The organism is Microbacterium sp. STRO-1N (genome assembly GCF_057748015.1).
The window spans coordinates 1,469,507-1,490,758 of the sequence record NZ_CM173234.1; the positions used below are offsets into that span (position 1 = coordinate 1,469,507).

24 protein-coding genes are annotated in these 21,252 nt (G+C 68.2%); 19 read left to right on the forward strand and 5 right to left on the reverse strand.

The genetic code is table 11. The features are described 5' to 3' along the window. Positions 1-39 precede the first annotated feature (39 nt). Positions 40-804: a DUF2510 domain-containing protein gene (locus AC3ANJ_RS06825; protein WP_488318825.1), complete on the reverse strand. Its 765-nt coding sequence runs from the start codon at positions 802-804 to the stop codon at positions 40-42. Between the two features lie 174 nt (positions 805-978). On the opposite strand from AC3ANJ_RS06825, the gene ftsE reads away from it, so the two are divergent. Genes ftsE through smpB form a run of 3 tightly spaced genes read left to right on the forward strand, consistent with a single transcriptional unit; the run spans position 979 to position 3,485 of the window. Next, positions 979-2,046: a cell division ATP-binding protein FtsE gene (gene ftsE / locus AC3ANJ_RS06830; RefSeq protein ID WP_488318826.1), complete on the forward strand. Its 1,068-nt coding sequence runs from the start codon at positions 979-981 to the stop codon at positions 2,044-2,046. Continuing rightward, positions 2,043-2,957, forward strand: a complete 915-nt coding sequence (ftsX, locus tag AC3ANJ_RS06835; RefSeq protein WP_406245778.1) for a permease-like cell division protein FtsX — start codon at positions 2,043-2,045, stop codon at positions 2,955-2,957. The genes ftsE and ftsX overlap by 4 nt, the downstream gene beginning before the upstream one ends. Positions 2,958-3,008: 51 nt before the next feature. Then, positions 3,009-3,485 (forward strand): SsrA-binding protein SmpB, encoded by a 477-nt coding sequence (gene smpB / locus AC3ANJ_RS06840; RefSeq protein WP_406245777.1) that lies wholly within the window; start codon positions 3,009-3,011, stop codon positions 3,483-3,485. A gap of 3 nt (positions 3,486-3,488) precedes the next feature. Here smpB and AC3ANJ_RS06845 read toward each other — a convergent pair whose 3' ends face one another. After that, a complete protein-coding gene (locus tag AC3ANJ_RS06845; RefSeq protein WP_488318827.1) occupies positions 3,489-5,354 on the reverse strand; it encodes a dipeptidyl-peptidase 5 in 1,866 nt (621 codons plus the stop codon). A 194-nt stretch (positions 5,355-5,548) separates the two neighbouring features. Here AC3ANJ_RS06845 and AC3ANJ_RS06850 point away from each other — a divergent pair, with 194 nt between their 5' ends. Further along, the gene (locus AC3ANJ_RS06850) at positions 5,549-6,499 is read left to right on the forward strand and encodes a methylenetetrahydrofolate reductase (protein ID WP_488318828.1); all 951 of its coding nucleotides are present in this window, start codon (positions 5,549-5,551) and stop codon (positions 6,497-6,499) included. Between the two features lie 22 nt (positions 6,500-6,521). Beyond that, positions 6,522-8,837 carry a 5-methyltetrahydropteroyltriglutamate--homocysteine S-methyltransferase gene (gene metE, locus AC3ANJ_RS06855; protein ID WP_488318829.1) on the forward strand — a complete coding sequence of 772 codons (2,316 nt, stop codon included), beginning with the start codon at positions 6,522-6,524 and terminating at the stop codon, positions 8,835-8,837. 61 nt (positions 8,838-8,898) lie between these two features. On the opposite strand, the gene lexA is transcribed toward metE, so the two are convergent. After that, positions 8,899-9,585, reverse strand: a complete 687-nt coding sequence (gene lexA / locus AC3ANJ_RS06860; RefSeq protein WP_406245773.1) for a transcriptional repressor LexA — start codon at positions 9,583-9,585, stop codon at positions 8,899-8,901. A gap of 283 nt (positions 9,586-9,868) precedes the next feature. Between lexA and AC3ANJ_RS06865 the strand changes: the two genes are divergently transcribed. From AC3ANJ_RS06865 to AC3ANJ_RS06890, 6 genes are all read left to right on the forward strand, one after another. Further along, on the forward strand, positions 9,869-10,228 hold the full coding sequence (locus AC3ANJ_RS06865) for a LysM peptidoglycan-binding domain-containing protein (RefSeq protein ID WP_488318830.1): 360 nt from the start codon (positions 9,869-9,871) through the stop codon (positions 10,226-10,228). A gap of 46 nt (positions 10,229-10,274) precedes the next feature. Beyond that, a complete protein-coding gene (locus AC3ANJ_RS06870) occupies positions 10,275-11,366 on the forward strand; it encodes a histidinol-phosphate transaminase (RefSeq protein ID WP_488318831.1) in 1,092 nt (363 codons plus the stop codon). Continuing rightward, the gene (hisB, locus tag AC3ANJ_RS06875) at positions 11,363-11,962 is read left to right on the forward strand and encodes an imidazoleglycerol-phosphate dehydratase HisB (protein ID WP_406245770.1); all 600 of its coding nucleotides are present in this window, start codon (positions 11,363-11,365) and stop codon (positions 11,960-11,962) included. Before AC3ANJ_RS06870 ends, hisB begins: the two co-directional genes overlap by 4 nt. Further along, positions 11,959-12,591 (forward strand): imidazole glycerol phosphate synthase subunit HisH, encoded by a 633-nt coding sequence (gene hisH, locus AC3ANJ_RS06880; protein WP_488318832.1) that lies wholly within the window; start codon positions 11,959-11,961, stop codon positions 12,589-12,591. The genes hisB and hisH overlap by 4 nt, the downstream gene beginning before the upstream one ends. Before the next feature lie 113 nt (positions 12,592-12,704). Beyond that, positions 12,705-13,451 (forward strand): bifunctional 1-(5-phosphoribosyl)-5-((5-phosphoribosylamino)methylideneamino)imidazole-4-carboxamide isomerase/phosphoribosylanthranilate isomerase PriA, encoded by a 747-nt coding sequence (priA, locus tag AC3ANJ_RS06885; RefSeq protein WP_406245768.1) that lies wholly within the window; start codon positions 12,705-12,707, stop codon positions 13,449-13,451. Then, complete coding sequence (locus tag AC3ANJ_RS06890; protein WP_488318833.1) at positions 13,435-14,220, forward strand: SseB family protein; 786 nt, start codon at positions 13,435-13,437, stop codon at positions 14,218-14,220. Before priA ends, AC3ANJ_RS06890 begins: the two co-directional genes overlap by 17 nt. Before the next feature lie 244 nt (positions 14,221-14,464). On the opposite strand, the gene AC3ANJ_RS06895 is transcribed toward AC3ANJ_RS06890, so the two are convergent. Continuing rightward, the gene (locus tag AC3ANJ_RS06895; protein WP_406245766.1) at positions 14,465-14,851 is read right to left on the reverse strand and encodes a DUF1844 domain-containing protein; all 387 of its coding nucleotides are present in this window, start codon (positions 14,849-14,851) and stop codon (positions 14,465-14,467) included. Positions 14,852-15,056: 205 nt separating this feature from the next. On the opposite strand from AC3ANJ_RS06895, the gene infC reads away from it, so the two are divergent. The 3 genes from infC (at position 15,057) to rplT (ending at position 16,418) form a co-directional block, all read left to right on the forward strand. Then, the gene (infC, locus tag AC3ANJ_RS06900) at positions 15,057-15,728 is read left to right on the forward strand and encodes a translation initiation factor IF-3 (protein WP_406245765.1); all 672 of its coding nucleotides are present in this window, start codon (positions 15,057-15,059) and stop codon (positions 15,726-15,728) included. A 75-nt stretch (positions 15,729-15,803) separates the two neighbouring features. After that, the gene (rpmI, locus tag AC3ANJ_RS06905; protein ID WP_017828564.1) at positions 15,804-15,998 is read left to right on the forward strand and encodes a 50S ribosomal protein L35; all 195 of its coding nucleotides are present in this window, start codon (positions 15,804-15,806) and stop codon (positions 15,996-15,998) included. A 33-nt stretch (positions 15,999-16,031) separates the two neighbouring features. Further along, positions 16,032-16,418, forward strand: coding sequence for a 50S ribosomal protein L20 (rplT, locus tag AC3ANJ_RS06910; RefSeq protein WP_376179528.1), 387 nt, complete (start codon positions 16,032-16,034; stop codon positions 16,416-16,418). Positions 16,419-16,471: 53 nt separating this feature from the next. Here the strand turns inward: rplT and AC3ANJ_RS06915 are convergent, their stop codons facing one another. Then, positions 16,472-16,894 carry a ribosomal maturation YjgA family protein gene (locus AC3ANJ_RS06915; protein ID WP_488318834.1) on the reverse strand — a complete coding sequence of 141 codons (423 nt, stop codon included), beginning with the start codon at positions 16,892-16,894 and terminating at the stop codon, positions 16,472-16,474. Between the two features lie 94 nt (positions 16,895-16,988). Here AC3ANJ_RS06915 and AC3ANJ_RS06920 point away from each other — a divergent pair, with 94 nt between their 5' ends. From AC3ANJ_RS06920 to AC3ANJ_RS06940, 5 genes are all read left to right on the forward strand, one after another. Next, positions 16,989-17,801, forward strand: a complete 813-nt coding sequence (locus AC3ANJ_RS06920) for a TrmH family RNA methyltransferase (RefSeq protein ID WP_488318835.1) — start codon at positions 16,989-16,991, stop codon at positions 17,799-17,801. Between the two features lie 82 nt (positions 17,802-17,883). After that, complete coding sequence (locus AC3ANJ_RS06925; RefSeq protein WP_488318836.1) at positions 17,884-18,633, forward strand: amino acid ABC transporter ATP-binding protein; 750 nt, start codon at positions 17,884-17,886, stop codon at positions 18,631-18,633. Positions 18,634-18,677: 44 nt separating this feature from the next. Further along, a complete protein-coding gene (locus AC3ANJ_RS06930) occupies positions 18,678-19,592 on the forward strand; it encodes a glutamate ABC transporter substrate-binding protein (protein WP_488318837.1) in 915 nt (304 codons plus the stop codon). Positions 19,593-19,657: 65 nt separating this feature from the next. Next, entirely contained in the window at positions 19,658-20,314 is a 657-nt protein-coding gene (locus AC3ANJ_RS06935; RefSeq protein WP_488318838.1) for an amino acid ABC transporter permease, read from the forward strand. After that, positions 20,311-21,234, forward strand: coding sequence for an amino acid ABC transporter permease (locus tag AC3ANJ_RS06940; protein ID WP_488318839.1), 924 nt, complete (start codon positions 20,311-20,313; stop codon positions 21,232-21,234). Before AC3ANJ_RS06935 ends, AC3ANJ_RS06940 begins: the two co-directional genes overlap by 4 nt. The last annotated feature ends 18 nt before the right edge of the window (positions 21,235-21,252 follow it).

Here is a 21,252-nt window from a genome sequence, read left to right on the forward strand (position 1 = left end):
CGGTGGATCACCGGGGCCGCTTTCGCATCCGTCAGCGCATCACTGAACGAGCGCGCACGTCGTGGTGTTCTCCCCGAGCAGGGTGGCGAAAGCCTGGGCGGCCTCCACGTTCGTGAAGTCGCCGTCGGCCTCCACGATGGCGCGGAGCGTCGCGTCATCGGTGTCGGAAGCCACGAACGCCTCCGCGAAACAGGTGACCTGAGCCTCGGTGAAGGTGCCCTCGGCGCCGGTGGATTCGAGGTACGCCTCGATCCCGTCCTCGACCTCGTCGACGGTCGGGCGGGTGCCGGATGCAGAGGCATCGTCGTCGGTCTCATCCTGCGGCGCCGAGGACGAGGTCGAGTCCGAGATCTCCTCGTAGGCCTGCACCCCGACAGCGACAAGAGTGACGATGAGCACGATCGTGCCGATGATCCCGCCGAGGACGGCCAGGATGAGGCCGGTGATGGCCGGCCACTTCGCGCCCTTCATGAAGAGGGCCACGATCGAGAGGATCAAGGCGACAGGGAGCAGGACCAGCCCGATGATCACGGTCGCAGGGATGCACGCGAGGATGAACCCGAGCGCCGCGACGCCGAGTGCGATCCACGCCAGGATGTGCGGCTTCGCCTTCACACCGGGACCCGAGGGGCCTCCGGGAGCTGCGGCCGCGTACGGCGCGGCTTCAGCGCCGCTTGCACCAGGCACAGCGGGTGCGCCCTCTGCTGCGGCGACCTCTGGCGCGAAGTGCTCCGTCCACTTCGTGCCGTCCCACCAGCGCTGGCGGCCCGAACCGTCGTCGTACCAACCGGCAGGTGTGCTCATGATGTCCTCGAGTTCTCGCGCCGTTGCTGTGCGCGGCACGGGCGCAGGACGCGCCCCTCCGGCGTCCCCTTCCATCTAACCAGCCCCGTCGGACATCTGCGGGGGCACCTCTGCCCGTGCAGGTGGGGTGTCGCTCGCAAGCAGCGACGCAGGCGCGCTTAGGCTCGTACCGCCATGATTCGGTTCGAGAACGTCACCAAACGCTACCGGGGCACCAAGCGCCCTGCCCTGTCGGGCATCGACTTCGAAGCGCAACGCGGGGAGTTCGTCTTCCTCGTCGGCGCTTCGGGCTCCGGCAAATCGACCTGCCTGCGACTCATCCTGCGGGAAGAGGTCCCCTCCACCGGCCGCGTCGCCGTGCTGGGCCGCGACCTCCGCGCGCTCGCGAACCGCAAGGTGCCGTACTTCCGCCGCCACATCGGCTCCGTCTTCCAGGACTTCCGGCTGCTCCCGTCGAAGACGGTCTATCAGAACGTGGCGTTCACGCTGCAGGTCACCGGGTCATCCCGTGGATTCATCCAGCAGGCCGTTCCGGAGGCGCTCGCCCTCGTCGGCCTGGACGGCAAGCAGAAGCGGATGCCGCACGAGTTGTCCGGCGGTGAGCAGCAGCGCGTCGCCATCGCCCGCGCGATCGTCAACCGCCCGCAGATCCTGTTGGCGGACGAGCCGACCGGAAACCTCGACCCGGCCACCTCGGTCGGAATCATGCAACTTCTCGCCCGAATCAACGCCGGCGGAACGACCGTGCTCATGGCGACCCACGAGGCGGGATTCGTCGACCAGATGCAGCGCCGCGTGATCGAGCTGCGCGACGGCGAGATGGTCCGCGATGAGGTTCATGGCGGCTACGGCGACACATCGGCCATTCCGGCGCTGGGCCCACAGCAGCAGCGCGGAGCAGCGGCGGCCGCCGCGCTCACGGCCGTGCAGGAGGTCCAGCGCGAGACGGCATCGATTCCGCCGCTGGATGCTGTGACGCTGGCGCGCATGCGCGAATCGAAGAGCCGAACGGCCACCGGCCCCGTCCTGACCACGCCGCCCGCCGAGCCGGCCGCCGCACCGGATGTCCCGGCGACGACGCACCCGGCGGCAGCATCCGAACCGGCCCCCACGGCATCGGAACCGGCCCCGCCGCGAACGCATCCGATCGTCCTGCCGGAGGTCGACATCGCCGAGGTGGGGGTGGCCGATCGTCTCGGGCTCGTGGACAAGGACGACGATGAAGTGGGGCCGACGACATGAGGATCGGACTCATTCTGACCGAGGCCCTGGTCGGCCTGCGGCGCAACGCATCCATGGTCATCTCCGTCGTGCTGGTGACCTTCGTGTCGCTGACGTTCGTGGGAGCGGCGATCCTGATGCAGGAGCAGATCTCCACCATGCGGGCCTACTGGTCCGAACGCGCGCAGGTCGCCGTGTACATGTGCTCTCCGGTTTCGGAGACCGATACCTGTGTGGACGGCGAGGCTACCCAGGAGCAGTTGGATGTCGTGGCGGGTGAGCTCGACGGTGATGCGCTGTCGCCGTTGATCGGCAGTGTGCGCTTCGAGGACAAGGCCGAGGCGTACGCCAATCTGATCGAGCTGGTCGGCGAAGAGCAGGCCAGCGTCCTCACCGAGGACCAGATGCAGCAGAGCTTCTGGGTGACGCTGAAGGATCCGGCGCAGTCCCGCGTGATCGCTGAGTCGTTCACGGGCGTGCAGGGCGTGGAGGAGGTGGTCGATCAACTGAAGTATCTGGATCCGCTCTTCTCAGCGCTGACCGTCGCCACCTACATCGCCGTCGGCATCGCGGCGCTGATGCTGATCGCTGCCGTGCTGCTGATCGCCACGACGATCCGGCTGTCCGCCTACGCGAGACGCAAGGAGATCGGCATCATGCGCCTGGTGGGCGCCTCGAACAGGGTCATCCAGACGCCGTTCGTGCTGGAGGGCGTGTTCGCCGCGTTCCTCGGGTCGGTGCTCGCGAGCGCCGCGGTGCTCGCCGGGATGCACTTCGGCGTCGACGGCTATCTGCGAGGGCGGGTCCCGTCGATCACCACCTGGGTCACGATGCAGGATGCCGCGTTCGTGGTGCCGATCCTGATCGTGATCGGCGTGGTGCTGGCGGCGCTGTCGGCCGGGTTCGCGATTCGTCGCTGGCTGCGCACCTGATAGGCTGACAGGCTGTCGTGCGCCCGCACGACACGGAATCAGGAGAGCACCATGCCCAGGGAACGCGGGGAGAAGGTCGTCGCGACCAATCGTCGCGCACGTCACGACTACAACATCGAGAAGTCGTACGAGGCGGGACTCGTGCTCACCGGCACCGAGGTGAAATCGCTGCGCCAGGGGCGTGCGAACCTCTCCGACGGCTACGCGTTCATCAAGGGGAACGAAGCCTTCCTCGATTCCGTGCACATTCCGGAGTACTCCCAGGGGCACTGGACCAACCACGCCTCCAAGCGGATCCGCAAACTGCTGCTGCACCGCGACGAGATCGACAAGCTCCAGCACGCCGTTTCGGCCGGTGGCTACACGCTGATCCCGCTCAAGTTGTACTTCTCGGACGGTCGGGCCAAGGTCGAGATCGCTCTCGCGAAGGGCAAGCGCGAGTTCGACAAGCGCCAGACGCTGCGCGAACGCCAGGACACCCGTGAGGCCGAGCGCGCGATGCGGCTGCGCAACCGCGTGGGCGAATAGCGGTTACGGCACCGGCTCGAATCCGAACACCCGCCCGAGGAAGCGCAGTTCGCGTTCCAGGGCGTCGACGATCGTCGGAGCACTGCGGAACCCGTGCCCCTCGCCGACGTAGACGACATACTCGTGATCGATGCCGCGTTTCGCGAGAGCATCGCGGATCGCCTCGGACTGCGACGGCGGGACGACCGGATCGTCCGCGCCCTGCAGCAGGAGCACCGGGACGTCGATGCGGTCCGCGTTCGTCAGCGGTGACCGCTCGATGTACACAGCCTCCGACTCCGGCAAGGGGCCGACGAGTCCGTTCAGGTACTCCTTCTCGAAATCGTGCGTATCGGCGGCGAGAGCGCGCAGGTCGGTGACGCCGTACCGGCTGATCCCCGCTCCGAACACTCCGCCGCGCACGAGCGCGCCGAGGACGGTCCAGCCGCCGGCCGAGCTGCCGCGGATCGCGATCCGCGCCGGGTCGGCCAGGCCCGCATCGGCGAGCCCTCTGGCCGCGGCCAGCACGTCGTCCACGTCGACGATGCCCCATCTGCCGTCCAGACGCCGCCGGTAGGCGCGGCCGTATCCGGTCGAGCCGCCGTAGTTGACATCCAGTACTCCGATCCCGCGGCTCGTGTAGAACGCGATCCCCGCGGAGGCGGCGCCGGTGACATGCGCGGTCGGCCCGCCGTGCACGAACACCACATACGGCGGCCGTTCGCCGGCGGGTGCCGCGGTCTGCGGGTTCGCCGGGGCGTACGCGAACGCGTGCACAGGGCCGTGCGCTCCGTCGACGACGATCTGCTGCGCCGGCGGCATCCAGGCGGAGTCCACCCGAGTCCCGCCGGCGATGGCGTCCACCGCGCCGGAATCGAGATCGACGGACCACAGACCAGGCGCGACCGATGAGCCCGTTCCGGTCACGAGCATCCGCGAGCCTGAGACTTCGTCGATGCTGACGTGCCCGTCGCAGGGCACCTCGATCGTGCGGGCGCCGCCGTCCGGATCGATCACGACGACCTCGTCGCGGCCGTTCGTGCGCACGGCGACGATGCGTCCGTCGGCCACGGGCTGGTACCACCGGTTGCCGAGGACCCAGAGTCCGTAGCCGGTGTCGGCGTCGACCGGCGCGATCGGCGTCGGGCGGCCCAGGGGCTCGATGCCGTCGATGCCGACGCGGTGCAGCGTCCAGCGGTCGTCCGGGATGTCCGAGTACAGCAGCTCGCCGTCGTCGGCCCATTCCGGCTGCAGTGCGGCTCGTGTGGGCAGTGCGCGGGTCTCACCGCCGCCGATCCGGGCGATGCCCACCTGCGCGCTCTCCCACGGCATCCGATCGCCGGCCCACTGCACCCAGGCGATCCGTGTCCCGTCGGGGGAGAGCGCAGGATGGGCGAAGAATCCGGGTCCCTGCGCATGCACGACGACGGCCGCGGGATCGTCGGCGGCCGATCCGTCGACAGGGATCTCCACGATCGCCCGCTGATGGGGAACGCCGGAAAGATCCTCGCGGACGGCGAGCAGCCGTCCGTTCTGAATCCGCAGCCCGCCGTGCGCCGGTCCCGGCGCCGTCAACGGCTCCGGCGCACCGCCGGGCGCGAGCCGGTGCACCTGCTGACCTCTGGCTTCGACGAAGTACAGGATGCCGTCGGCATCCGCCGTCCAGGCGCCACCGCCGTACTCGTGGACACGGGAACGCGCGCTCCACGGCGCCGGCAGCACCTCGGCCCCTGTCGAGCTGCGCACCGTGACGCGTCCGCCCTCCGCAGGTACCGATTCGCCCCACCAGATCTCGCCGCCGACAAAATGCGCGCCGTCCAGACGGGGAGCGGACGACGCGATGTCGACGGCGTGGAAAGGCGAGGGCCAGGAACCGAACGGCTGGGGCATGATCCGAGCCTACGAGAGCCCGACACATGGCGTCACACAGATGCGCCGGGATCACGGCGTGCCTTACCTTCGTGGAAACGCCCCATTCGCCGTGGAGCGTCGAGCGTGGAGCGACAGCCGAGCCCGGCATCCGCCCGCGAAGCGCAGCGCTCTTCGCTGGTGCCCCGTGTCCGTTCTGTCAGCTGGAGAGAAACATGTCCTCCGAGGACTCCACCACCGCCGGTGCCTCGCGCGTGCCGTTCTCCTTCGAGCTGTACCCGCCGCGTACCCCGTCCAGCGAGGACGCCCTGCACGAGACGGTGCGCCGGCTGGCGGCAGCGGGTCCTGCGTTCCTCTCGGTGACCTACGGCGCCGGCGGCTCGACCGGCGGACGCTCGCTCGAGGTGCTCCGCTACATCCGCGCCCACACCGACGTCGAGCCACTGGCCCACCTGACCTGCGTCGGCAACACCTACGCGGGTGCCACCCAGCTCATCCGCGAGTTCCTGGATGCCGGGATCCGCAGCTTCCTCGCTCTCCGCGGCGATCCGCCGATCGGGCAGACGGAGCCGTTCCTCGGCGACCTCGAGAGCGCGGCCCAGCTCGTGCAGCTCATCGACCGGGTGCAGGCCGAGCGTGCCCCGTACGAGGAATCGCCGGTCCCTGGCATCCCCGGGGCGGCGCAGGTGGCGCCCCGACGCAAGGTGAGCATCGCCGTCGCCGCGTTCCCGAAGGGGCATCCGCGTTCGACGCATCGCACGCAGGATGTCGAGGCGCTGCTGGCCAAGCAGGCAGCCGGTGCGACGTTCGCGATCACGCAGCTCTTCTTCCACCCGGACGACTATCTCGCCTTCGTCGAGCGTGCGCGCCGTGCCGGCGTGACGATCCCGATCCTCCCCGGCATCATGCCGATCACCTCGCCGACGCGGCTCTCCCGCGTACTGGAGCTGACCGGTGAGGAGATCCCCGGCGAGCTGCAGGTCGCGCTCGAGGTCGAACCGACTGCCGAAGGTCGTCGGCAGATCGGCGTCGACTGGGCGGCGCGGCTCGCGCGCGAGGTCGTCGCCGGCGGAGCACCCGGCGTGCACCTGTACGCGTTCAACCAGCACGAGACCGTTCTGAACGTGCTCGAATCGGCAGACATCCTCCCCGCTCTTCACCGCTAGACCCCTCCTGAAAGGACCCACCATGACTGCATTTCCCGAGGGAACCATCCTCGGCTACCCGCGCATCGGGCGCCGCCGCGAGCTGAAGAAGGCGATCGAGGCGTTCTGGGCAGGGCGGATCGACGAGCAGGAGCTCGAGACCACCAGTGCCGGCCTGCGCGCCGCCACCCGCGAGCGCCTCGCGTCGCTGGGGCTGGGTCGTGCGGACTCCGCCATTCCGGAGTCGTTCTCGTACTACGACCAGGTGCTGGATGCCGCGGTCACGGTCGGCGCGATCCCTGCGCGCTTCGAGGACCTGCGCTCCGCCGACGGCACGATCGGCCTGCCGGCCTACTTCACGGTCGCCCGCGGCGAGGGCGAGCGCGCACCGCTGGAGATGACGAAGTGGTTCGACTCGAACTACCACTACCTCGTTCCGGAGATCGGTCCGGAGACGTCGTTCTCGCTGTCCAGCGACCGTCTCGTCCGCGAGGTCTCCGAGGCCGCAGCAGCCGGATTCGTCACGCGACCGGTCATCGTCGGCCCCGTGACGCTGCTCGCCCTGGCGAAGGCGTCCGACGACGCGCCGGAGGGCTTCGACCCGCTGTCCCGCCTCGAGGACCTGCTTCCCGTCTACGTCGAACTCCTCGCACGTCTGCGCGCCGCCGGCGCCGAGTGGGTGCAGATCGACGAGCCCGCTCTGGTCAGCGAATCGCTTCCCGCTTCGACGAAGCAGCTCTCGGCTGCTGCCGAGCGCTCGCTCGCGGTCCTCGGCGGCGTTTCCGAGCGTCCGTCAATCCTGGTCGCGGCTCCGTACGCGGCACTGGATGCCGTCTTCCCCGTCCTCGCGGCAGCGCCCGTCGAGGCGATCGCGGTCGACCTGGTCCGCGGCACGGTCCCCGCGGCCGCCGAGGGGCTCGCCGACAAGGTGATCGTCGGCGGTGTGATCGACGGACACAACATCTGGCGCGGCGATCTCGCCGCGGCGTTCGACAAGCTCGAGGCGCTGCGCGGTCTCGGTGCGGCGCAGATCGCCGCTTCGACGTCGACGTCGCTCCTGCACGTGCCGCACGACGTCGCGGACGAGTCCAAGCTCGACGAGCGCCTGATCTCCTGGCTGGCCTTCGCGGACCAGAAGGTCGAGCAGGTCGTCACGCTCGCTCGGGGGCTCGCCGAGGGACGCGAGGCGATCGGGGCCGAGCTGGACGCGGCATCCGCCGCTCTCGCCGACCGGCTCACCGCACCCGGCGTGCGCGACGGCGCCGTGCGCGCACGTGCGCTGGCGGAGGCCGACTTCTCGCGCGTCTCGTACGCCGAGCGCGAGGCCGCCCAGGAAGAGGCGCTCGGTCTCCCCGCGCTGCCCCTGACGACGATCGGCTCGTTCCCGCAGACCGGCGACATCCGCCGCGCTCGTGCGCGCTTCACACGCGGCGAGATCACCGAGGCGGAGTACCAGGAGTTCCTGCGGGCCGAGATCGACAGCGTCGTGGCGCTGCAGGAGGAGCTCGGCCTCGACGTCCTCGTGCACGGCGAGCCGGAGCGCAACGACATGGTGCAGTACTTCGCCGAGAACCTGGACGGCTTCGCCGTCACGGAGAACGGCTGGGTGCAGTCCTACGGCTCGCGCGCGACCCGGCCGTCGATCCTGTGGGGCGACGTGTCGCGCCCGGCGCCGATCACGGTGGACTGGTCGACGTACGCGCAGGGACGCACGGCCAAGCACATGAAGGGCATGCTGACCGGTCCGGTCACCATCCTCGCCTGGTCGTTCGTCCGCGACGACCAGCCGCTGGGGGAGACCGCCAACCAGGTTGCTCTCGCCCTGCGGGAGGAGATCGCCGATCTCGAGACCGCCGGCATCGAGATCATCCAGGTCGATGAGCCGGCGCTGCGCGAGCTGCTGCCGCTGAAGCAGGCGGATCAGCCGGCATACCTGAAGTGGTCGGTGGACTCGTTCCGTCTGGCCACGGGTGGTGCTGTCGCGGCCACGCAGATCCACACGCACCTCTGCTACTCGGAGTTCGGCGTGGTCATCGATGCCATTCGCGCCCTCGACGCCGACGTCACCTCGATCGAGGCGGCGCGCAGCCGTATGGACGTCGTGGACGACATCGCCGCGGTCGGATTCGATCACGGCATCGGCCCTGGCGTCTACGACATCCACTCGCCGCGTGTCCCGTCCACGGACGAGATCGAGGCCCTCCTGCGTCGCGCAGCGGCGGAGATCCCGAACCGTCAGCTCTGGGTCAACCCGGACTGCGGTCTCAAGACCCGCGGCTACGCGGAGACGACCGAGTCGCTGCGCAACATCGTCGAGGCCACCCGTCGCGTCCGCGAGGACGTTTCGGCAGCCGTCTGATCGCGCCAGCGCAGCAGAACGGCCGCTCCCGATGGGGAGCGGCCGTTCTCGTCGGTGCGGATCACACCGCGCGCAGCACCGCCACGACCTTGCCGAGCACCGTGGCGTCGTCGCCGGGGATCGGCTCGAACGCCGAGTTGCGGGGGAGCAGCCATGTGTGACCGTCGCGGCGACGGAACGTCTTGACAGTGGCCTCGTCGTCGAGCATCGCGGCGACGATCTCGCCGTTCTCTGCCGTGTTCTGGGTGCGCACCACGACCCAGTCGCCATCGCAGATGGCGGCGTCGATCATCGACTCGCCGTTGACCTTGAGCATGAACAGCTCTCCTTTGCCGACGAGCTGACGCGGCAGGGGGAAGATCTCCTCGACCTGCTGCTCGGCGGTGATGGGGATGCCGGCCGCGATCTGACCGACGAGCGGGACGAGAGCGGCGTCGCCGACCGGAGGAGCGGTATCAGCGGGGTTCTCGGTGCCGCTGCCGGGGAGATCGATCAGCACCTCCATGGCGCGCGTCTTGCCGGGGTCCCGACGGAGGTAGCCGCTGAGCTCCAGCTGGCCCAGCTGATGGGTGACGCTGGAGAGCGACTTCAGGCCGACGGCGTCGCCGATCTCGCGCATGCTCGGCGGATAGCCGTGGCGTGCGATGGAGGTCTGGATGACCTCGAGGATCGCCATCTGCTTGGCGCTGAGGCTCTTGCGTCGACGAGTGCGCGGTGCCTCGGTGCCTGGGGCTGTTGCGTCGCTCATGGCTGCTCCTTCGTTGACCGATCGGGTGCCCCTGCGTCGATGTCGGAGGCCCGTGGTGAGGTGTCGTTAGCGAAACCGTATCCGAGATCCTGCGGTCGGGGAAGATCTGTTCGAGCGTGTCGGGGGATTCGAGGATCAGGTTTCGAAAAGGGCTTGACAGAGATTCGAAATCGAAGATAGATTCGGTACGTAGCTTCGCATCCCCCACTCCCGGCCGAGTGGGGAATGCGAACGCTACGCCAAAGTCTCCCGATCGGGAGAGGAAGCACGAGGAGCAGCGATCATGAGCAGCATCACCGTCACCGCACCGTCCATTCGTCCGTCTGCAGCCGCTACGCGTCTGCGTCTGACGACGAGGGGTCGTCGCGTGCTGCTGGCTCTCGCGGCGCTTCCGCTCGCGATCGGTCTGGCCTTCGCGGCGCTCAGCGGCGGGTCGGCATACGCCGGTGGCGAAGAGGTCTCGGCCTCCTTCGAGACGGTCACGGTCATGCCGGGCGACACGCTGTGGTCGATCGCCGAGGACATCGCTCCCGGCGCCGACCCTCGTGAGGTCATCGAGTCGTTGCAGCATCTGAACCTGCTCGAGGGCGGCATGCTGATGGTCGGCGAAGAGCTCGCGATCCCGACGATCTACGCCGACTGATACGGTTCGTCACATCAGCGCGGCCGCCCCGGAGCGGCTCGGTAGCATGGGACGGGTGACCTCCCTCGAAGACCTCCCTCTCCGTGAAGACCTGCGCGGCCTCACCCCGTACGGCGCTCCGCAGGCGCCGCTGCCGGTCGCGCTGAACGTCAACGAGAACACCCACCCGGTTCCGGATGCCGTGGCCAGCGACATCCTCGACGACATCGCGGTCGCACTGCGCGACGTGAACCGCTACCCGGACCGCGAGTTCACCGCGTTGCGCGAAGGCTTCGCCGAGTACCTGGGTCACGAGCTGTCCGCAGACCAGATCTGGGCGGGCAACGGATCGAACGAGGTCCTCCAGCACATCGCGCAGGCATTCGGCGGACCGGGGCGCACGGCCTTCGGGTTCGCGCCCACCTATTCGATGTATCCGCTCATCACGCAGGGCACCGGGTCCACGTGGATCGCGGGGACCCGCCAACCGGATTACACGCTGACCGCGGACGAAGCGGTCGAGCAAGTGCTCGCCGCCGATCCGGACATCATCCTGCTGTGCTCGCCGAACAACCCTACGGGTACACCGCTCGGGCTCGACGTCATCGAGGCGGTGTACGAGGCATCCCGCGGCATCGTCGTGGTCGACGAGGCGTACCAGGAGTTCGCGCCGCGCGACGCCCCTTCCGCGTTGACGCTGCTCGACGGCCGCCCGCGATTGGCGATCTCCCGGACCATGAGCAAGGCGTTCGCGTTCGCCGGTGCGCGCGTCGGCTACCTCGCGGCCGATCCCGGCTTCATCGACGCCCTGCGTCTGGTGCGGCTGCCGTACCACCTGAGTGCTCTCACGCAGGCGGCCGCCGTCGCGGCACTGCGCAACGCCGACACGATGCTCGCGATGGTCGACGAGATCGTCGAGCAGCGGGATCGGATCACCGCGACGCTCGAAGCGCTCGGGTACGCGCCGCACGAGTCCTGGTCGAACTTCGTGCTGTTCGGGGGCGTGGCCGACCCGAAGGCGACGTGGCAGTCGCTGTACAACAAGGGGATCCTGGTGCGCGATGTCGGCATCCCCGGGCACCTGCGCGTGACTGCCGGAACCGAGGCCGAGACCACGGCGTTCCTGGACGCGCTGGCGTCGATAGAATCGGCCTCATGAGCCGCATCGCCAGCCGCACCCGAAGCACGTCCGAGTCGTCCGTCGAACTCGAGCTGAACCTGGACGGCGCAGGCAACAGCCACATCGACACGTCGGTGCCGTTCTTCGACCACATGCTGACGGCCTTCGCGAAGCATTCGCTGACAGACCTCTCGGTGCGCGCCTCCGGCGACACGAACATCGACGCGCACCACACGGTAGAGGACATCTCGATCGTGCTCGGTCAGGCGATCCGCGACGCGCTGGGCGACAAGTCCGGCATCTCGCGCTACGGCGACGCGCTGGTCCCTCTCGACGAGGCTCTCGCTCAAGCCGTCGTCGACATCAGCGGCCGTCCGTACCTCGTGCACACCGGCGAACCGGCCGGCTTCGAGCACCACCTCATCGGTGGACACTTCACCGGATCGCTCGTGCGGCACTCCTTCGAGGCGATCACCTTCAACGCCGGCCTCACCGTGCACGTGCGCGTCCTGGGCGGCCGCGATCCGCACCACATCGCAGAGGCCGAGTTCAAGGCGTTCGCACGCGCCTTCCGTCAGGCGAAGGCGCTGGATCCCCTCGTCTCCGGCATCCCGTCCACCAAGGGGGCCCTGTGAGCCGCCCCAGGGTCGCCGTCTTCGACTACGAGTCCGGCAACGTCCATTCCGCCGTCAAGGCGCTCATCGCTGCCGGTGCGGATGCCGTGCTCACGGGCGACCGATCCGAGGCGCTGGACGCCGACGGTCTCGTCGTGCCGGGTGTCGGCGCCTTCTCTGCGGTGCGCCAGGCGCTCGCTGCGCACGGCGGTGACGAGATCATCGAGCGCCGCCTCGCCGGCGGACGCGCCGTGCTCGGCATCTGCGTCGGCATGCAGGTGCTGTTCGAGCACGGCGTCGAACGCGGTATCGACACCGAAGGCCTGGGGGAGTGGCCTGGGGCGGTCACCGAACTCGACGCGCCCGTTCTGCCGCACATGGGCTGGAACACCGTGACACCGGATGAGGGCAGTGCGCTGTTCCGCGGCATCGAGGACGAGCGCTTCTACTTCGTGCACTCGTTCGCCGCTCAGCACTGGGAACTGGACGTGATGCCGCCGTTCCCCGAGCCCTCACTGACTTGGTCGACCTACGGTTCGCGGTTCCTCGCGGCGGTCGAGAACGGCCCTCTGTCGGCAACCCAGTTCCACCCCGAGAAGTCCGGGGAGGCCGGCATCCAGCTGCTGCGCAACTGGGTCGGAACGCTCTGAGCCCGTGTCGCACGTCGTCACGCTGGCGTCATCGTTTTGAACCGTGCCGCCGACGGGACTAGTCTCGTGTCTCGTGCCCGCGAACGGTGCACATTCATCCACCCGAGGACGACATGAACGACTTCGCGTCAACCCCCAGCCTGATCCTTCTCCCGGCCGTCGACGTGGCCGGCGGCAAGGCGGTGCGTCTCACCCAGGGTGAGGCGGGCAGCGAGACCAGCTACGGCGACCCCTTGGATGCCGCGGGCGAGTGGGTCGATCAGGGCGCGGAGTGGATCCACCTCGTCGACCTCGACGCCGCTTTCGGGCGCGGATCGAACGCCGGCATCCTTCGCAAGGTGATCAAGCAGTTCCGCGGTGTGAATGTGGAGCTCTCCGGTGGCATCCGAGACGACGCGAGCCTCGAGGCCGCGCTCGAGACCGGTGCTTCCCGCATCAACCTCGGTACCGCGGCTCTGGAGAACCCGGAGTGGGCGGCAGACGTGATCAGCCGTTACGGCGAGGCGGTGGCCGTCGGGCTCGACGTCCGAGGCACGACCCTCGCGGCGCGTGGCTGGACCAAGGAGGGTGGAGACCTCTGGGAGGTGCTCGACCGCCTCGAGGAGGCCGGCTGCAGCCGTTACGTCGTCACCGACGTGACGAAGGACGGGACCCTGCGCGGCCCGAACCTCGAGCTGCTGCGCGAGGTCACCTCGCGCACACCGAAGCCCGTGGTCGCCTCCGGCGGCATCTCGAGCCTCGATGACATCGCGGCTCTGCGCGAGCTGGTGCCGCTGGGCGTCGAGGGCGCGATCGTCGGCAAGGCGCTCTACGCCGGTGCGTTCACGCTGGCAGAGGCACTGGATGTCGCAGGGGACTGATTCCTGCGATCACCCGAGCCAGGGCGATTCGGCCGGTGTCCCCTGGGAGGGGCGCGGCTTCGAGGCGAACCCTCACGCGGCGGACGACGGTTCGGCCGATCCCGCGCTGCTGGACGCGCTGCTGCGCTTCCGCGCCGGTGAGGGCAGCCAGATCGAGATCGTCGATGCGTTCCGATCGGCGCGTGTGCTGATCCCCCTGATCGCCGAGAAGGGGGAGGAGGGCATCGCGCCGTCGGGTCTTGCCGTCGACAAGACGCAGGAGTTGTCGATCGTGACGGTCGCCGCCCCTGACGGTCGACGGGTCCAACCCGTGTTCTCCTCTGTCGAGGCGATGCAGCGATGGGATGCGTCGGCGCGACCGATCCCGGTCGAGGCCGTGCGTGCCGCGCTGGCGGCCTCAGCCGAGGACACCGACCTGATCGTGCTCGATCCGACCAGCGACACCGAGTTCGTGCTGCGCCGCCCTGCTGTCTGGGCGGTGGCGCAGGGGCATGCCTGGGAGCCGAGCTTCCTCTCGCCCGAGGTCTTCGCCGCCCTTCAGGACAGCGTCGCGCACGAGCTGGCCGTGATCGACGTCGCCGTCGCAGCGGGCGACCCCGACGCGCGTCTGCGTGGCCCGGAGCTGATCGTGATCCTCGAACTCGTCGACGGCCTGGAGCGCCAGGTGCTGGACGCGGTGCTCGCCCGTCTGGCGCAGCGCTGGGCCGCCGACGACCGCATCGCGGTCCTCGCGGACTCGCTGACCGTGAAGCTCCGCCGCTCCGCCTGACCGCGAGAAACCACTTCCCGCTCGAGAAACACCTGCACACCCGGTTTCTCGAGCCGCGTTCGGTCTCTCGATGCTCCGCCCTCCCCCTCCCTTTCCACCGATCAACGAACCGGGGGAGCGAGCGGCCGGAGCGGGCGAAGCCGTCGCGAGAGCGAGCATCGGGAGGGGCCCGCGAAGCGGGAGGGTCCCCGCTCTGCGAGCGAAGCGACGGCACCGCCCGCGGAGGCAGCACGCGGCATGCGAGTTAGTTGACCGGCCCCGTCCACTTCTCGCCAGGCCCCTTGCCGATCGGGTCGGGAATGGCGGATGCCTCGCGGAACGCGAGCTGCAGCGACCGCAGTCCATCGCGCAGCGAGCGGGCGTGCATGTCGCTGATCTCGGGCGCACCTGCGGTGATGAGGCCCGCGAGCGCGTTGATGAGCTTGCGCGCCTCGTCGAGGTCGAGCTGGGTGTCCGGGTCGTCGGCGAGGCCGAGCTTCACGGCCGCTGCGCTCATGAGGTGCACGGCGGCGGTGGTGATCACCTCGACCGCCGGGACGTCGGCGATATCGCGGGATGCGGCGGCCGCGGCATCCTCCTGCCGAGCCCACTCGTCGTGTCGGTGGTCGTCGCCTGATGCCTGAGTCGTCACTTCGCCTTGCCTTCTGTTAGACTGTGCCGGGCTCCGGAACGTTTTGTTCCGGTACGAAAGAGGATTCACTTCCCACCCGCGCTTGCCGTTCCAGGCTACCGGGTCTTGCACTCCGCCGGCTCCGTTCGCATGAGCGGCCGGTAGACAGGGTGCCAGCCGGCGTCTGGATGCCGGTGGGTGGGAGACGATTCTGATTTCGCCCGGGATGCTGACGGCATCCTGGTGGCTGAAACCATCGTCTAAGGAGTTCCGCATCAGCGATCCCCGCACCAATGAGCGCATCCGCGTCCCCGAGGTCCGCCTCGTCGGTCCCGCGGGTGAGCAGATCGGCGTCGTCCGCATCGAGGCGGCGCTGCGCCTCGCGCAGGAAGCCGACCTCGACCTCGTCGAGGTTGCCCCCAACTCGAAGCCGCCCGTGGTCAAGATCATGGACTACGGCAAGTTCAAGTACGAGGCTGCCCAGAAGGCGAAGGAAGCTCGCCGCAACCAGGCGAACACGATCCTCAAGGAAGTCCGCTTCCGTCTGAAGATCGAGGCTCACGACTACACGACGAAGCTCAAGCGTGCCGAGGGCTTCCTGAAGGCCGGCGACAAGGTCAAGGCGATGATCCTGTTCCGTGGACGCGAGCAGTCGCGGCCCGAGCAGGGTGTGCGCCTGCTCCGCAAGTTCGCGGAGGATGTCGCGGAGTTCGGAACCGTCGAGTCGAACCCCACGATCGATGGTCGCAACATGGTCATGGTCGTCGCTCCGCTGAAGAACAAGTCCGAGGCGAAGGCCGAGCAGAACGCCGTCCGCGACGCGCAGCGCGCCGCCAACAAGCAGGCCGCTCGTGAAGCCAAGACCACGGATGCCGTGGACGAGGCCGCCGCGGAGTAACGCCCGCCCCACAGACTCCCGCATTGCGCGGGTGAACACCGTCGCCTGAGAAGGCGCCATACGAAGGAAGAGAAGATGCCGAAGCAGAAGACCCACTCGGGTGCTAAGAAGCGCTTCAAGATCACCGGAAGCGGAAAGCTGAAGAAGCAGCAGGCCGGTATGCGCCACAACCTCGAGCACAAGTCGAGCCGTCGCACCCGCCGCCTCAACCAGGACCAGGTGCTGTCGAAGGCTGACACCAAGGTCGCGAAGAAGCTTCTCGGTCGCTGACGCGCCCGAACGCACGAACAGGAACACAGGAAAATGGCAAGAGTCAAGAGGGCGGTAAACGCCCACAAGAAGCGTCGCGTCATCCTCGAGCGCGCGTCCGGTTACCGCGGTCAGCGTTCGCGTCTGTACCGCAAGGCCAAGGAGCAGGTCACTCACTCCCTCGTCTACGCGTACCGCGATCGTCGCAAGCGCAAGGGCGACTTCCGTCGTCTGTGGATCCAGCGCATCAACGCTGCGGCCCGCCAGAACGGCATCACGTACAACCGCTTCATCCAGGGCCTCGGCCTCGCGGGTGTGCAGGTCGACCGTCGTATGCTTGCCGAGCTCGCGGTGAACGAGCCCGCCACGTTCGCCTCGCTCGTCGAGACGGCCAAGAAGGCTCTGCCTTCGGACGTGAACGCGCCGAAGACGGCTGCGTAAGCATCCTCCAGGCAACGGGCGTCCTCCTTCGGGAGGGCGCCCGTTTCGTCGTCTCAGTGCGACGTCGACAGCGACCGCGGTCGAGCCGCCCGGGAGATCGCGACGTCGATGGTCATCGTGATCACGACCGCGGCCGCGTACACGAGCAGGTCGCGCTGGTCGAACCCGGCGCCGAGCACGAGTGCGGCCGGCGGGAACGCCGTCGCCACCTCGCGCGGGATGCCGGTGAGCTGCAGGAACTCGACCACGGCACAGGCGATGAGTGCCAGGGCGCCGATGAAGCGGCGGGGACTGCGAGGGGCGAGCAGCGCGAGCAGCAGGTACACCAGCGTCGCGTACAGCGCATCGCCGAGGATGTCTCCCGAATCGCCTGACCCGTACCTGTGCACGAGGAGCCCTGCCGCGATGGTGAGTGCCGCTGCCGAACCGACGGCGATGCGTCGGCGAGTCGTGGAGCGCTGGGCGGCGGAGGACACCTGGGTACACTAACTCGCGCATCTGCGTGGACGCCGAGTGAACAGCGTCGATCCGTGCGCGCGGGAGCGGTGCCGGTGTCCCTAGACTGAGACCGTGCTGGAGAATCCCCGGTCCCCCCGTGTTCGAGCCGTCGCCAAGCTCACCAAGCGCAGTGCCCGTACCGAGACGGGCCTGTTCCTCCTCGAGGGCCCGCAGGCTGTGCGTGAAGCGCTGTCGTACCGCCCCGAGGCGATCGTCGAGCTGTTCGCGACGCCGACGGGATGGGAGCGGCACCCGGATATCCGCTCCAAGGCGGCCGAGCACGGCGTCGAGGTGGAGTACGTCACCGAGTACGTGCTGAACGCGATGGCCGACACCGTCACTCCGCAGGGGCTGGTCGCCGTCGTGCAGCAGACGCCGACCGCCGTGAAGGAGATCTTCGCGGCATCCCCCCGCCTGATCGCCATCTGCGAGGAGGTGCGGGATCCCGGCAACCTCGGCACGATCATCCGGGCCGCGGATGCCGCCGGCGCGGATGCCGTGGTGCTCACCGGCCGCACGGTCGACCCCTACAACCCGAAGGTCGTCAGGGCGACGACCGGATCGCTGTTCCACCTTCCGGTTTCGGTCGGCGGAGACCTCGCCGACGTCGTCGCTCGCGCTCGTGCGGCCGGCATCACGGTGCTGGCGGCCGACGTGAAGGGTGACGACCTGCTGGCCGCCAGGGCCGAGGGCGTCCTGGACGGCCCGACCGCGTGGCTCTTCGGCAACGAGGCCCGTGGACTCGAGGATGCCTCGCTCGCGCTGGCCGATCGCGCGCTGAAGCTGCCGATCTTCGGACGCGCTGAATCGTTGAATCTCGCCACTGCCGCGAGCGTGTGCCTGTACGAGAGCGCCTTCACGCAGCGCGCCGCAGCCGCGCGCTGAATGCGTCCGCCCGGGTTACAACTATGTAACTCGGGCGATTCCGCTCTGGTCCGGGGGCCCGCCGACTCCTAGGGTGGGGAGCATGACCGAGACTGGTGCGCCCCTTGTCGTCGTGGATAACGTCCAGAAGCACTATGGCGAGTTCCAGGCGCTGACGGATATCGACCTCACCGTGAACAAGGGTGAGGTCGTCGTGGTGATCGGACCTTCGGGTTCGGGCAAGTCGACGCTGTGCCGAACGATCAACCGCCTCGAGACCATCACCAGCGGCCAGATCTCGATCGACGGCAAAGAGCTCCCCGCCGAGGGCAAGGGGCTCGCGCACCTTCGTGCGGACGTGGGCATGGTCTTCCAGTCGTTCAACCTCTTCGCTCACCTGACGATCCTCGAGAACGTCACACTCGGACCGATCAAGGTGCGCGGCCTGAAGAAGGCGGATGCCGAGAAGGAGGCGATGCTGCTGCTCGACCGCGTCGGTGTCGCCCAGCAGGCCTCCAAGCTCCCGGCTCAGCTCTCCGGCGGACAGCAGCAGCGCGTCGCGATCGCCCGCGCGCTGGCCATGAACCCCAAGGTGATGCTCTTCGACGAGCCGACCAGCGCGCTCGACCCCGAGATGATCAACGAGGTCCTCGATGTGATGGTCGAGCTCGCTCGAGACGGCATGACCATGATCGTCGTCACGCATGAGATGGGCTTCGCCCGCAAGGCGGCGAACCGCGTCGTCTTCATGGCGGACGGGAAGATCGTCGAAGAGGCCACACCGGAGGAGTTCTTCACGCACCCGAAGAGCGATCGTGCGAAGGACTTCCTGTCCAAGCTCCTCACCCACTGACTTCCTTGACCAACCTGCACACACAGCACACGAAGGAGACGCACATGCGACGCACACGGACACTGGCAGGGATCGGGATCGCGGCAGCCGCGCTGCTCGCGCTGACCGCCTGCAACAGCGGCACCCCGTCCGACCCGGGCGGCGACACCGACGGCGGCGGCGACGCCGGCGAGGAGACGACCTGGTTCGAGGTCGCCGAGGACGTCACGCTCGAAGGCAGCCCGACGTTCGACGCCATGACGGCACGCGACGGGGTCATCATCGGCGTCAAGGAGGACCAGCCCGGTCTCGGCTACCTCGACGTCACCACCGGGGAGCGCACCGGGTTCGACATCGACATCGCGCGCTGGGTCGCGGCATCCCTCGGCTTCGAAGAGGAGCAGATCGAGTTCCAGCCGATCGCATCGGCGAACCGCGAGCAGGCGCTCGTGAACGGCGACATCGACTACTACGTCGGCACGTACTCGATCACCGACAAGCGCAAGGAGCAGATCGACTTCGCGGGTCCGTACTTCATCACGGGGCAGGGCTTCCTGGTCGGCGCTGACAGCGAGATCACCGACGTCGAGGACGTCTCCGACTTCAACGGCATGACCGTGTGCTCGGCGACGGGTTCCACTCCGATCCAGAACATCAAAGAGAACTACCCCGAGATCAAGACGCAGGAGTACGACCTCTACTCCGCCTGCGTCGAAGACCTCATCTCCGGCAAGGTGGATGCCGTCACCACCGACCAGGCGATCCTGATCGGCTACGCGGCGCAGTACCCGGATGACGTCAAGGTCGTCGGAGGCCTGTTCACCGAAGAGCGCTACGGCGTCGGCCTGCCCAAGGGCGACACTGCGCTGCAGGAGCACATCAACACGCTCTTCACCGACGGTGGCGACATCTGGCAGGCGATCTTCGACGAGAACCTCGGTTCGAGCGGCATCGAGGTCGAGCAGCCCGCCGTCGATTGATCGATCACGGAGGGGACGGCCGGTCGGGTCGTCCCCTCCTCACTACTTGAGAAGGGCAGGGCGGATTGGACGTCATCTTCGGCAACCTCGACCTGTGGAGTCAGGCGCTCCTGAACACGTTGATCGTGTTCTTCGCCGGCGGACTGATCGCGCTCGTCCTCGGCGTCATCGTCGGAGCGATGCGCGTCTCGCCCATCCCGATCGCCCGTGGCGTCGGCACGGTGTACGTGAACCTCGTCCGCAACACTCCGCTGACCCTGGTCTTCTTCTTCTTCGTCTTCGGATACCCGCAGCTCGGATTGCCGACATTGAGCAACTTGACCCTGGGCATCCTCGCGATCGGTATCTACACCGCGACCTACGTCGCCGAGGTTCTGCGCGCCGGTATCAGCACGGTCCCGGTCGGCCAGGCCGAGGCGGCCCGCGCGATCGGTCTTCCGTTCGGTCAGGTCATGACCCTGGTCGTGCTGCCGCAGGCGTTCCGCTCGGTGGTTCCTCCGATGATGAGCGTGTTCATCGCCCTGCTGAAGAACACGACCGTCGCGGCCGGATTCTCGGTCGCGGAGCTCGCCTCGGTGCGAGCGGCCATCAACGATTCGCACACCCGCCCAGGCAACCCGATGGAAGTGCTGCTCTGGGTCGCCATCATCTTCGTCGTTCTGGTACTGCTGCTCAGCTGGGTGCAGAACTCCCTCGAGAGGCGATGGAGGATCGCACGATGACTTCCGTTCTCTACGATGTGCCGGGCCCCAAGGCGATCGCTCGCAACCGCATCCTCAGCGTCGTCACGGTGCTCGTGGTCCTCGCCGTGCTCGGCTTTCTCGTCTACCGCCTCTACGTCTCGGGGCAGTTCGAGGCCAGCAAGTGGTATGTCTTCACCTTCACGCGGGTGTGGGAGCAGATCGGCATCCATCTGGTGAACACGCTGGCGGCCTTCGCGCTCGCCGCGGTGCTGAGCCTGGTGCTCGGATTCGTGCTGGCCATCGGCCGCCTGTCCGACCATGCGTGGGTCCGCATTCCGGTGACGGCCGTCACCGAACTGTTCCGTGCCATCCCGGTGCTGGTCCTGATGATGCTGCTGTACTTCGGCCTGCCGTCCCTCGGGATCAAGATGGATCCGTACTGGGCCGTCGTGCTCGCTCTGATGGCGTACAACGGATCTGTGCTCGCCGAGGTGCTGCGCGCCGGCATCGAATCGCTGCCCCGAGGGCAGAAGGAAGCCGGCTACGCGATCGGTCTGCGCAAGAGCGGCGTCATGCGCCTCATCCTGCTGCCGCAGGCCGTCCGCGTGATGCTCCCGGTCATCGTCGCTCAGCTCGTGGTGACCATGAAGGACACCGCGCTCGGGTTCATCATCACGTACCCCGAACTGCTGTACTACGCGAAGCTGCTGAGCTCTCAGCAGGGGCGACCGATCCTGCAGTCCGCGTTCATCATCGGCGGCATCTACATCGTGATGTGTCTGATCCTGTCCGGCATCGCGAAGTACCTCGAGATCCGCACCCGTCGTTCGCCGAAGCTCCGGGCGATCGCGAACGCGCACAACCCGGCGGCGGATGACGAGTCGACGCTCACCGAGGCGATCGCGATGCAGCGAGGCGGAGGGAAGTTCGACGGCACCAGCACGGGAACGGGCATCTGACGGCACGGTGAGTCCACC